Here is a 10859-nt window from a genome sequence, read left to right as displayed (position 1 = left end):
GCGATCTCCCGACGGATGACCTGCAGCCGCCGGTTGTTGTCCAGCTGCCCGGTTGCGGCCTGCACGCGGAGGTTGAACAGCTCCGCCTTGGCCTCACGCAGCTTCGTGACCAGCTCCTCCTCGGAGAGCTCACGCAGCTCGGAAGGCTTGACGCCCGCTGCCATCAGGATTCACCCACTTCGCGCGTAACAATGCGGCACTTCATCGGGAGCTTGTGGATCGCGCGACGCATCGCTTCTCGCGCGATCTGCTCGTTGGGGAAGGACATCTCGAAGAGAACCCGCCCCGGCTTGACGTTGGCGACCCACCACTCGGGCGAACCCTTACCGGAACCCATCCGGGTTTCGGCCGGCTTCTTGGTCAGCGCCTGGTCCGGGAAGATCGTGATCCAGACCTTGCCGCCACGCTTGATGTGACGGGTCATCGCGATACGCGCCGACTCGATCTGCCGGTTGGTCACGTACGCCGGCTCGAGAGCCTGGATCCCGAACTCGCCGAACACCACCCGGTTACCACCCTTGGACGCGCCGTGGCGGTCCGGGTGGTGCGGCTTGCGGAAGCCCTTCGGGGGCTTGCGCGGCATCAGCATCTGTCAGCCCTCCTGCTGAGTTTCTGCCGCGGCGGCGACAGCGCCGGCGTCAACCGGCTCGCCGCTCGGCGTCTCGGCCTGCTGCGCGATGGTGGTCGCGGCAGCCCGGCCGGCCTCGGTGCCACCGGCGGTCGTGCCGGACGAACCCGACCGGCCACGGCGCGGCCGCTCGGGGCGGTCGCCGCGGTCGCGGCGCGGGCGGGACGGACCGGCCTCGGCCGGAGCCTCCCGGCCCGGGACGGCGTCGCCCTTGTAGATCCAGACCTTCACGCCGATCCGGCCGAAGGTGGTACGAGCCTCGAAGAAGCCGTACTCGATGTTGGCCCGCAGCGTGTGCAGCGGAACCCGACCCTCGCGGTAGAACTCGGTCCGGCTCATCTCGGCGCCGCCGAGACGGCCCGAGACCTGCACCCGGATGCCCTTGCAGACCGGGTTCTTCATGGCCGACTGCATCGCCTTGCGCATCGCCCGACGGAAGCTGACCCGGCTGGACAGCTGCTCGGCCACGCCCTGCGCGACCAGCTGCGCGTCCGACTCGGGGTTCTTCACCTCGATGATGTTCAGCTGCACCTGCTTGCCGGTGAGCTTCTCGAGCTCGCCGCGGATCCGATCGGCCTCCGCACCCTTACGGCCGATGACGATGCCCGGCCGGGCGGTGTGGATGTCGACGCGGACCCGGTCCCGGGTGCGCTCGATGTCGACCTTGGAGATGCCGGCACGCTCGAGGCCCTTGGACATCATCCGGCGGATCTTGACATCCTCGCCGATGTAGTCCTTGTAGAGCTTGTCCGCGAACCAGCGGGACTTCCAGTCGGTCGAGATGCCGAGCCGGAACCCAGTGGGGTGAACCTTCTGACCCATTACTCGGCACCCTCCGTCTTGCTCTCCGTCTCAGCGGCCTCGGCCTGCTGCGCCGGGGCGGCCTTCTTCGCCGCGGACTTCTTCGGCGCGGCCGGCGCGACCGCCTCGACCGCCACGGTGATGTGGCAGGTGCGCTTGCGGATCCGGAACGCCCGGCCCTGCGCCCGCGGCCGGAACCGCTTCATGGTCGGGCCCTCGTCGACGAACGCCTCGCTGACGAGCAGCGCGTCGGGGTCCAGCCGCTCGTTGTTCTCCGCGTTGGCGATCGCACTCGCGAGCACCTTGTACACCTGCTCGCTCGCAGCCTGCGGCGCGAACTGCAGCACCGTGAGCGCCTCCTTCGCGGGCAGGCCGCGGACGAGGTTGACCACCCGGCGCGCCTTCATCGGCGAGATGCGCACGTGCCGCGCAACCGCCCGCGCGCCCGGAAGCACCGGAGCGTCGCCCTTTCCTGGCATCGCTGTAACCCCTTGTTCCTCTATCCGTATGCCCGCGGCGTCAGCGCCGACGGCTCTTCCGGTCGTCCTTCTCGTGACCCTTGAACGTGCGGGTCAGCGCGAACTCGCCGAGCTTGTGCCCGACCATCGCCTCGGTCACGAACACCGGGACGTGCTTGCGTCCGTCGTGCACGGCGATCGTGTGACCCAGCATCTCCGGGATGATCGTCGAGCGCCGCGACCAGGTCTTGATGACGTTCTTCGAGCCCTTGTCGTTCTGCGTCTCCACCTTCTTGAGCAGGTGGTCGTCGACGAACGGGCCCTTCTTCAGGCTGCGAGGCATGTCTTATCTCCCTCAGCCGCGCTTACGCGTGGCGTAGCGGCGGCGGACGATCAGCCGGTCACTCGGCTGGCCCTTACGACGGGTGCGGCCCTCGGGCTTACCCTGCGGGTTGACCGGGTGGCGACCACCGGAGGTCTTACCCTCACCACCACCGTGCGGGTGGTCGACCGGGTTCATCGCGACACCACGGACGGTCGGGCGCTTGCCCTTCCACCGCATCCGGCCGGCCTTGCCCCAGTTGATGTTCGACTGGTCGGCGTTGCCGATCTCGCCGATGCTGGCGCGGCAGCGCACGTCCACCCGCCGGATCTCACCGGACGGCATGCGGAGGGTCGCGTAGACGCCCTCACGGCCGAGCAGCTGGATGCCGACGCCGGCCGAACGGGCCAGCTTGGCGCCGCCGCCCGGACGCAGCTCCACGTTGTGGATGGTGGTACCGACCGGGATGTTGCGCAGCGGCAGGTTGTTGCCCGGCTTGATGTCGGCGCCCGGACCGGACTCGACGGCGTCGCCCTGCTTCAGGTCCTTCGGCGCGATGATGTAGCGCTTCTCGCCGTCGGCGTAGTGCAGCAGCGCGATGCGCGCGGTGCGGTTCGGGTCGTACTCGATGTGGGCGACCTTCGCCGGCACGCCGTCCTTGTCGACCCGCTTGAAGTCGATCAGGCGGTACTGGCGCTTGTGACCGCCACCGTGGTGCCGCGTGGTGATCCGGCCGTGGGCGTTGCGTCCGCCCTTCTTCGGCAGCGGAGCCAGCAGCGACTTCTCGGGCGTCGACCGGGTGATCTCGGCGAAGTCGGCGACGCTCGAGCCACGCCGGCCCGGCGTCGTCGGCTTGTACTTACGGATAGCCATTGTCTACACCCCTCAGCTGACCGGGCCGCCGAAGGCCTCGATACGGTCACCGTCAGCCAGCTTCACGATCGCCCGCTTGGTGGACTTGCGCTGACCGAAGCCGGTCTTGGTGCGCTTGCGCTTGCCCTCGCGGTTGAGCGTGTTGACCGTCAGGACGCGGACGTTGAAGATCTGCTGGATAGCAATCTTGATCTCGGTCTTGTTGGCGTCCGGGTGCACCAGGAAGGTGTACCAGTTGCGGTTCAGCTCGCTGTAGCTCTTCTCCGAGACGACCGGCGCGACGATGATGTCGCGCGGATCGGCGATCGTGCTCACTTGCCACCCTCCTCGGTGGTCTCGGCGGGAACACCCAGGAACTCGTCCAGGGCGTCCTTGGTGAAGACCACGTCGTCGGCCACCAGCACGTCGTACGTGTTGAGCTGGCCGGCCTCGATCAGGTGCACCCGCGGCTCGTTGCGCAGCGACACCCAGTTCAGCTCGTCGGTGCTGCTCAGCACGACCAGGACCCGACGGGCCTCGGTCAGCTTGGTCAGCGTGGCCAGAGCGGCCTTGGTCGACGGCTTCTCGCCCGAGACGAACGCCTCGACGACGTGCACCTGCCCGGCGCGGGCCCGGTCGGAGAGGGCGCCACGCAGGGCGGCGGCCTTCATCTTCTTCGGGGTCCGCTGGCTGTAGTCGCGCGGCACCGGGCCGTGGACCACGCCACCGCCGGCGAACTGCGGCGCGCGGATCGAGCCCTGGCGGGCACGACCGGTGCCCTTCTGCTTGTACGGCTTCTTGCCGCCGCCGGCGACCTCGCCGCGGGTCTTGACCTTGTGCGTGCCCTGCCGGGCCGCCGCGAGCTGGGCCACCACGACCTGGTGCATCAGCGCGAGGTTGGCCTGGACGTCGAAGATGTCGGCCGGCAGCTCGACGGAGCCGCTCTTGGCGCCCTCGACGTTGCGGACGTCAACGGTGGTCACTTGGCCGCACCGCCCTTCTTCACCTTGGTCTTGGCCGCGGTACGGACCAGGACCAGCGCGCCCTTGGGGCCGGGGATGGCACCGCGGACGAGCAGGAGGTTGTTCTCGGTGTCGACCGCCTGGACGGTCAGGTTCTGGACGGTGTAGCGCACGCCACCCATCCGGCCCGCCATCCGGGTGCCCTTGAAGACGCGACCCGGGGTGGCGCAGGCGCCGATGGAGCCCGGCGAGCGGTGCTTGCGCTCGACACCGTGGCTGGCGCGCAGGCCGTGGAAGCCGTGCCGCTTCATCGGGCCGGCGTAGCCCTTGCCCTTGGTCTTGCCGGTGACGTCGATGGTGACGCCCGCCGGGAACTCCTCGACCGTGACCTCCTGGCCCAGCGAGTAGTCCGCGGCGTCCGCGGTGCGCAGCTCGACGATGTGCCGGCGCGGCGCCACGTCCGCCTTCGCGTAGTGCCCGCTGATCGGCTTCTTGACCTTGCGCGGGTCGATCGTGCCGTACGCCAGCTGGACCGCGGAGTAACCGTCCTTCTCGGCGCTACGAACCTGGCTGATGACGCACGGGCCAGCCTGAACCACGGTCACGGGGACAACTCGGTTGTTGTCCCAGACCTGGGTCATGCCGAGCTTTGCGCCCAGGATCCCCTTGACTTGCCTGTCCATTTGTCCGGTCCCTACAGCTTGATCTCGATGTCGACGCCAGCCGGCAGGTCGAGGCGCATGAGCGAGTCGACCGTCTTCGGGGTCGGGTCGATGATGTCGATCAGACGCTTGTGCGTGCGCATCTCGAAGTGCTCGCGCGAGTCCTTGTACTTGTGCGGCGAGCGGATGACGCAGAAACGGTTGATCTCCGTGGGCAGCGGCACCGGGCCAGCGACCTGCGCCCCGGTACGCGTCACCGTCTCGACGATCTTCCGAGCCGAGGAGTCGACGACCTCGTGGTCATAGGCCTTGAGCCGGATGCGGATCTTCTGTCCCGCCATGGTGGCTTCTGTTCCTTCTCTCGATGCCGCTGTGTTGCGGGCACCTGTACCGGCTGGTACAGGCCCACTTCGCCGACCCCCGCGGTCGGGCGTGTCGCGCCCTCGGACCAGGCTCCGCCCCGGGACTCCGGAGCGATTCTCTGACCACGCGGTGGGTCAAGGCGCCGATCGCGAACCCGCGACCTGGACGCCGTGCGAGGTGGTTGACCGCCTGGGGCGATCAACCACCCTACGCGCGACTGTTCGTCTCCCGGAGGTCCAGCTTCCACCGGACGCGGGCGACTAACCGTCGTTACGCAACCTGACTAGTATGCCGCACGACCGGCGGCGACGCTAATCGGGGTTACCCAGCTCACTTGATGATGTTGGTGACGCGACCCGCGCCGACCGTACGGCCACCCTCCCGGATCGCGAACTTGAGGTTTTCCTCCATCGCGATGGGCTGGATCAGCTTCACGGTCATCGTGGTGTTGTCGCCCGGCATGACCATCTCGGTGCCCTCGGGCAGCGTGACGACGCCGGTGACGTCCGTGGTCCGGAAGTAGAACTGCGGACGGTAGTTCTGGAAGAACGGGGTGTGCCGGCCGCCCTCCTCCTTGGAGAGGATGTAGACCGTCGCCTCGAACTCGGTGTGCGGGGTGCTGGTGCCGGGCTTGACGACCACCATGCCGCGCTCGACGTCCTCGCGCTTGATGCCACGCAGCAGCAGACCGACGTTCTCGCCCGCGCGGGCCTCGTCGAGCAGCTTGCGGAACATCTCGATGCCGGTGCAGACCGTCTTCTGCGACTTCTCGCGGATGCCGACGATCTCCACCTCCTCGTTCGGCTTGAGGATGCCACGCTCCGCGCGACCGGTGACGACCGTGCCACGACCGGTGATCGTGAAGACGTCCTCGATCGGCATGAGGAACGGCTTCTCGGTCTCCCGCTCGGGCTGCGGAATCGCAGTGTCAACCGCGTTCATCAGCTCCATGAGCCGCTCGGTCCACTCCGGCTCGCCCTCGAGCGCCTTCAGCGCCGAGACGCGCACAACCGGCAGGTCGTCGCCCGGGTACTCCTGCGCCGACAGCAGCTCGCGGACCTCGAGCTCGACGAGCTCCAGGAGCTCCTCGTCGTCGACCATGTCGCTCTTGTTCAGCGCCACGACGATGTAGGGCACGCCGACCTGGCGGGCCAGCAGCACGTGCTCGCGGGTCTGCGGCATCGGGCCGTCGGTCGCCGCCACCACCAGGATCGCGCCGTCCATCTGCGCGGCACCGGTGATCATGTTCTTGATGTAGTCAGCGTGACCGGGGCAGTCGACGTGTGCGTAGTGCCGCGCCTCGGTCTGGTACTCGACGTGTGCGATCGAGATCGTGATACCGCGGGCCTTCTCCTCCGGCGCCTTGTCGATCTCGTCGAAAGGCGTGTAGGGGTTGACATCCGGATACCTGTCGTGCAGGACCTTGGTGATGGCCGCCGTCAGCGTCGTCTTACCGTGGTCGATGTGACCAATGGTGCCGATGTTGACGTGCGGCTTAGTCCGCTCGAACTTCGCCTTCGCCACTGGTGTCCTCCTGTGGACTTCTTGGTTCGTTCGCCCCGGCGCGCCGGTCGGCGCTTAGGACTCTGTCGACAGCCTTTCCGGCCTGACGGCCGGAGAGCTTTTGTGGGTTCTGCGGCGATGAAGCCTACAGGCCCGGTCTCACACAACCCGACGAGGTGGTCACGGGCGGGAACCCCTCCCGCGACCAGCCCCGGATCATCGGATCGAACTCAGGTGAGCGTCACTCACCCGTCGCCTTGGCGATGATCTCCTTCGCGACGCTCTGCGGAACCTCGGCGTAGGAGTCGAACTGCATGCTGTAGCTAGCCCGGCCCTGGGTCTTCGACCGCAGGTCGCCGACGTAGCCGAACATCTCCGACAACGGCACCAGAGCCTTCACGATGCGGGCGCCACTGCGCTCCTCCATCGCCTGGATGATGCCGCGGCGGGAGTTGAGGTCGCCGATGACGTCACCCATGTTCTCCTCAGGAGTGGTGACCTCAACGGCCATCATCGGCTCGAGCAACGCCGGGTCGGCCTTGCGGGCCGCGTCCTTCATCACCATCGAGCCGGCGATCTTGAATGCCATTTCCGACGAGTCGACCTCGTGGTACTGGCCGTCCAGCAGGGTCAGCTTGACACCCACCAGCGGGAAGCCGGCGAGGATGCCGTACTGCATGGCGTCCTGGGCGCCCGCGTCCACCGAAGGGATGAACTCCCGGGGGATGCGGCCACCGGTGACGGCGTTCGCGAACTCGTAGGTCGGCGAGTCGTTGTCCAGCGGCAGCGGCTCGATGCTCACGATCACGCGGGCGTACTGGCCGGAACCACCGGTCTGCTTCTTGTGGGTGTACTCGACCTTGTCCACCTTGCGGCGGATGGTCTCGCGGTACGCCACCTGCGGCTTACCGATGTTCGCCTCGACGTTGAACTCGCGGCGCATCCGGTCGACCAGGATGTCCAGGTGCAGCTCGCCCATGCCGGAGATGACGGTCTGACCCGTCTCCTCGTCCAGCTTGACGCGGAAGGTCGGGTCCTCCTCGGCCAGCCGCTGGATGGCGGTGCTGAGCTTCTCCTGGTCGGCCTTGGTCTTCGGCTCGATGGCGACCTCGATGACCGGCTCCGGGAAGGTCATCGACTCCAGGATGACCGGGTTCGCCGGATCGGACAGGGTGTCACCGGTGGTGGTCTGCTTGAGACCCTGCACCGCGATGATGTCGCCAGCCTGGGCCGAGCCGCGCTCTTCCCGCTTGTTGGCGTGCATCTGGTAGATCTTGCCGATCCGCTCCTTGCGGTCCTTGGTGGAGTTGACCACCTGGGTACCGGTCTCGACCACACCCGAGTAGACCCGGACGTAGGTGAGCTTGCCGAGGTGCTTGTCGGTCTGGATCTTGAAGGCCAGGCCGGAGAACGGCTCGGACTTCGACGGCTTCCGCTGCAGCGGGGTCTCGCCGTCGGTCGCGGTGCCCTCGATGGCCGGGACGTCCAGCGGCGACGGCAGGAAGTCGACCACGGCGTCGAGCATGGGCTGCACGCCCTTGTTCTTGAACGCCGAGCCGCAGAGCACCGGGTTGGCCTTGCTGGCGATGGTGGCCCGCCGGATGGCGGCCTTGATCTCCGCGACGGAGATCTCCTCGCCCTCCAGGTACTTCTCCATCACCGAGTCGTCGACGTCGGCCAGGGTCTCCATCAGCTTCTCGCGCCACTCCGCCGCGGAGTCGGCCAGCTCGGCCGGGATCTCCTCGATGGCGTAGTCCTCACCCTTCTGGGTCTCCCCACGCCAGGTGAGGGCGCGCATGTTGATCAGGTCGACGACGCCGATGTGGTCACCCTCGAGCCCGATCGGGATCTGGAGCACCAGCGGGGTGGCGTTGAGCCGGTCGATCATCATCTGGACGCAGCGGAAGAAGTCGGCACCGGTCCGGTCGAGCTTGTTGACGAAGCACATCCGCGGGACGTGGTACTTGTCGGCCTGACGCCAGACGTTCTCCGTCTGCGGCTCCACGCCGGCGACACCGTCGTAGACCGCGACCGCACCGTCCAGCACCCGCAGCGACCGCTCGACCTCGACCGTGAAGTCGACGTGACCGGGCGTGTCGATGATCTGGATCGTGTGGCCCTTCCACTCACACTTGGTAGCAGCGGAGGTGATGGTGATACCACGCTCCTGCTCCTGCTCCATCCAGTCCATGACGGCAGCGCCCTCGTGGACCTCACCGATCTTGTACGTGATACCGGTGTAGAACAGGATCCGCTCGGTGGTCGTGGTCTTACCGGCATCGATGTGCGCCATGATGCCGATGTTGCGTACGTTGGCGAGCGCGTCTGCGGCGGCCACTTCAATCCCTACTTATCGTCGTCTCGACACAACTGGTGGCGGTTCCGGCGCCGCGTGGGCACCGGAACCAAGGTGTTACCAGCGGTAGTGCGCGAAGGCCTTGTTGGACTCGGCCATCTTGTGCGTGTCCTCGCGCCGCTTGACGGCGGCACCGAGGCCGTTGCTCGCGTCCAGCAGCTCGTTCATCAGCCGCTCGACCATGGTCTTCTCGCGACGCGCCTTGGAGTACGTCACCAGCCAGCGCAGCCCGAGGGTGGTCGCCCGGGACGGGCGGACCTCGACCGGAACCTGGTAGGTGGCGCCACCGACACGGCGGCTGCGCACCTCGAGGGTCGGCTTGACGTTGTCCATCGCCCGCTTCAGGGTGACGACCGGGTCGGTGCCGCTCTTCTCGCGGCAGCCCTCCAGGGCGGCGTACACGATGCGCTCGGCGAGCTGACGCTTGCCGCGCATCAGGATCTTGTTGACCAGCTGGGTGACCAGCGGCGAGTTGTACACCGGGTCAGCGACCAGCGGCTTCCGCGGAGCGGGTCCCTTACGCGGCATGTCAGCTCTTCTCCTTCTTCGCGCCGTAACGGCTGCGCGCCTGCTTGCGGTTGCGGACACCCTGGGTGTCCAGCGAACCGCGGACGATCTTGTAACGCACGCCGGGGAGGTCCTTCACCCGGCCGCCGCGGACGAGCACGATCGAGTGCTCCTGCAGGTTGTGACCCACGCCCGGGATGTAGGCGGTCACCTCGATCTGGCTGCTGAGCTTGACACGAGCGACCTTGCGGAGCGCCGAGTTCGGCTTCTTGGGGGTGGTGGTGTACACGCGGGTGCACACACCGCGCCGCTGAGGACTGCCCTTCAGCGCCGGGGTCTTGGTCTTGGTCGTCTTGGCCTGGCGGCCCTTTCGGACCAACTGCTGGATCGTGGGCACCGGGTTTCTCCGCTCCCTTCGGCCGCTGTCGCGGCCGCACCGTCTGCTCGTAGCCGGCCTGATGGACGGCTCTCTTACATTCCAACCAGGGCCACCTGACGGAGGCCCCAGCACCCGCGGTCGGGCGTGTCGCCCGGATCACGGTTCCGATCGCGCGCTCGCGCGTCGTACCGGGTGTGTCACCGGCACACAGATCACCGAGCGCCGGATCTTTGGCTTTGATCGTGCTCCGCGCGATCACCGGTGGACCGGTTCCAGCGCACGCACGCATTGCCCGGGCTGGCCCGGGCACAAGGGGAAAGAGTACCTACCACAGCCGCGCAGGTCAAAACGGAGCGGTCCGGAAGAACTGCGTCGTAGCCCGCCGGCCGAACCCGTCATGCCCGCCCACCCGCAATGGGCACCTACGGTGACAAGTGTACCGGCTTCCCCGCGGGACGGCCCGGCGGCCCCGGTTCCGCCCGGGGGCCGGACCGCCGGGCCCGCCCGCCCGATGAGGTCATCGACGCGCCGGACCGAAGGTGAATCCGGTCACACCAGCTGGACCACCAGCGCCAGGCCGAGCCCGAGCAGGCTGAGCAGCAACCCCACCCCGCCACAGCTCAGGCCGGCCACGGCAAGCCCGTTGCCGGTGAAGCGGACCGCGGGCGCGGCGCCGGCCGCCGGATCTGCCGCCGCGCCAACAGACCGGCGACGATCGCCGCCGTCCCGGCCAGGCCACCGAGCACGGTGAACGCCCCGGCGGCCCAGGCGCCGCCGTAGTCGGGGCCGGCAACCCCGAAGCAGAGCACCAGGAACGAGACCAGGATGGCGGCGATCCCGGTCACCAGCGACCCCACGGCCAGCCCCGAGGTCACCGGCGGCACGTCCAGGTGGACCACGCCGAAGGGCGTGCCGGGGACCGGATCGACCCGCTTCGGTGGGCGGGCCGGCTCGCGCGGGGGCGGCGGCACCGGCCCGGGCCGGGGACCCGACCGCCGGCGGCATCGGACCCCAGCCGGCACCCGGAGCCGTCCAGCCGCCGGGGGCCGACGGGTTGCCGGAGTAC

At 68.1% G+C, this 10859-nt stretch carries 14 protein-coding genes and 1 pseudogene; all 15 read right to left on the bottom strand.

Features of this window, described 5'->3' with window-relative positions:
• Nucleotides 1-164, bottom strand: a 164-nt coding sequence (gene rpmC, locus JNW87_RS27405; RefSeq protein WP_238454667.1) for a 50S ribosomal protein L29, incomplete at its 3' end; no start/stop codon positions are given.
• Entirely contained in the window at nucleotides 164-589 is a 426-nt protein-coding gene (rplP, locus tag JNW87_RS27400; protein ID WP_073834927.1) for a 50S ribosomal protein L16, read from the bottom strand. The genes rpmC and rplP, both read right to left, overlap by 1 nt.
• A gap of 3 nt (nucleotides 590-592) precedes the next feature.
• Nucleotides 593-1450 carry a 30S ribosomal protein S3 gene (gene rpsC / locus JNW87_RS27395; RefSeq protein ID WP_088976121.1) on the bottom strand — a complete coding sequence of 286 codons (858 nt, stop codon included), beginning with the start codon at nucleotides 1448-1450 and terminating at the stop codon, nucleotides 593-595.
• On the bottom strand, nucleotides 1450-1908 hold the full coding sequence (rplV, locus tag JNW87_RS27390; RefSeq protein WP_109801294.1) for a 50S ribosomal protein L22: 459 nt from the start codon (nucleotides 1906-1908) through the stop codon (nucleotides 1450-1452). The genes rpsC and rplV overlap by 1 nt, the downstream gene beginning before the upstream one ends.
• 40 nt (nucleotides 1909-1948) lie before the next feature.
• Entirely contained in the window at nucleotides 1949-2230 is a 282-nt protein-coding gene (gene rpsS / locus JNW87_RS27385; protein ID WP_007073032.1) for a 30S ribosomal protein S19, read from the bottom strand.
• A gap of 12 nt (nucleotides 2231-2242) precedes the next feature.
• Nucleotides 2243-3082, bottom strand: a complete 840-nt coding sequence (rplB, locus tag JNW87_RS27380; RefSeq protein WP_109801295.1) for a 50S ribosomal protein L2 — start codon at nucleotides 3080-3082, stop codon at nucleotides 2243-2245.
• Between the two features lie 12 nt (nucleotides 3083-3094).
• Nucleotides 3095-3397: a 50S ribosomal protein L23 gene (rplW, locus tag JNW87_RS27375; protein ID WP_091317975.1), complete on the bottom strand. Its 303-nt coding sequence runs from the start codon at nucleotides 3395-3397 to the stop codon at nucleotides 3095-3097.
• Complete coding sequence (gene rplD / locus JNW87_RS27370) at nucleotides 3394-4044, bottom strand: 50S ribosomal protein L4 (protein ID WP_109801296.1); 651 nt, start codon at nucleotides 4042-4044, stop codon at nucleotides 3394-3396. Before rplD ends, rplW begins: the two co-directional genes overlap by 4 nt.
• Entirely contained in the window at nucleotides 4041-4706 is a 666-nt protein-coding gene (rplC, locus tag JNW87_RS27365) for a 50S ribosomal protein L3 (protein WP_109801297.1), read from the bottom strand. The genes rplD and rplC overlap by 4 nt, the downstream gene beginning before the upstream one ends.
• An 11-nt stretch (nucleotides 4707-4717) precedes the next feature.
• Nucleotides 4718-5026, bottom strand: coding sequence for a 30S ribosomal protein S10 (rpsJ, locus tag JNW87_RS27360; RefSeq protein ID WP_007073037.1), 309 nt, complete (start codon nucleotides 5024-5026; stop codon nucleotides 4718-4720).
• 352 nt (nucleotides 5027-5378) lie between these two features.
• Nucleotides 5379-6572, bottom strand: a complete 1194-nt coding sequence (gene tuf / locus JNW87_RS27355) for an elongation factor Tu (protein WP_109801298.1) — start codon at nucleotides 6570-6572, stop codon at nucleotides 5379-5381.
• A 220-nt stretch (nucleotides 6573-6792) separates the two neighbouring features.
• A complete protein-coding gene (gene fusA, locus JNW87_RS27350) occupies nucleotides 6793-8889 on the bottom strand; it encodes an elongation factor G (RefSeq protein WP_109801299.1) in 2097 nt (698 codons plus the stop codon).
• A 75-nt stretch (nucleotides 8890-8964) separates the two neighbouring features.
• Complete coding sequence (gene rpsG, locus JNW87_RS27345; protein ID WP_109801300.1) at nucleotides 8965-9435, bottom strand: 30S ribosomal protein S7; 471 nt, start codon at nucleotides 9433-9435, stop codon at nucleotides 8965-8967.
• A gap of 1 nt (nucleotide 9436) precedes the next feature.
• The gene (gene rpsL, locus JNW87_RS27340; RefSeq protein ID WP_007465318.1) at nucleotides 9437-9811 is read right to left on the bottom strand and encodes a 30S ribosomal protein S12; all 375 of its coding nucleotides are present in this window, start codon (nucleotides 9809-9811) and stop codon (nucleotides 9437-9439) included.
• 531 nt (nucleotides 9812-10342) lie between these two features.
• Nucleotides 10343-10764: pseudogene (locus JNW87_RS27335) on the bottom strand (hypothetical protein).
• Between the last annotated feature and the right edge of the window lie 95 nt (nucleotides 10765-10859).

This window comes from Micromonospora sp. ATA51 (assembly GCF_016802855.1).
In the GTDB taxonomy this organism is placed as follows: Bacteria; Actinomycetota; Actinomycetes; order Mycobacteriales; family Micromonosporaceae; genus Micromonospora; species Micromonospora sicca.
Note: the sequence above shows the minus strand (reverse complement) of the source record. Positions and strands in the feature narration are given on the sequence as shown.

Bases quoted from the DNA above. Each gene is read 5' to 3' on its own strand.
- rpsC (WP_088976121.1), bottom strand. From the start codon at position 1,450: ATGGGTCAGAAGGTTCACCCCACTGGGTTCCGGCTCGGCATCTCGACC.
- rplC (WP_109801297.1), bottom strand. From the start codon at position 4,706: ATGGACAGGCAAGTCAAGGGGATCCTGGGCGCAAAGCTCGGCATGACC.
- rpsG (WP_109801300.1), bottom strand. From the start codon at position 9,435: ATGCCGCGTAAGGGACCCGCTCCGCGGAAGCCGCTGGTCGCTGACCCG.
- rplP (WP_073834927.1), bottom strand. From the start codon at position 589: ATGCTGATGCCGCGCAAGCCCCCGAAGGGCTTCCGCAAGCCGCACCAC.
- rplB (WP_109801295.1), bottom strand. From the start codon at position 3,082: ATGGCTATCCGTAAGTACAAGCCGACGACGCCGGGCCGGCGTGGCTCG.
- rplV (WP_109801294.1), bottom strand. From the start codon at position 1,908: ATGCCAGGAAAGGGCGACGCTCCGGTGCTTCCGGGCGCGCGGGCGGTT.
- rpsS (WP_007073032.1), bottom strand. From the start codon at position 2,230: ATGCCTCGCAGCCTGAAGAAGGGCCCGTTCGTCGACGACCACCTGCTC.
- rpsJ (WP_007073037.1), bottom strand. From the start codon at position 5,026: ATGGCGGGACAGAAGATCCGCATCCGGCTCAAGGCCTATGACCACGAG.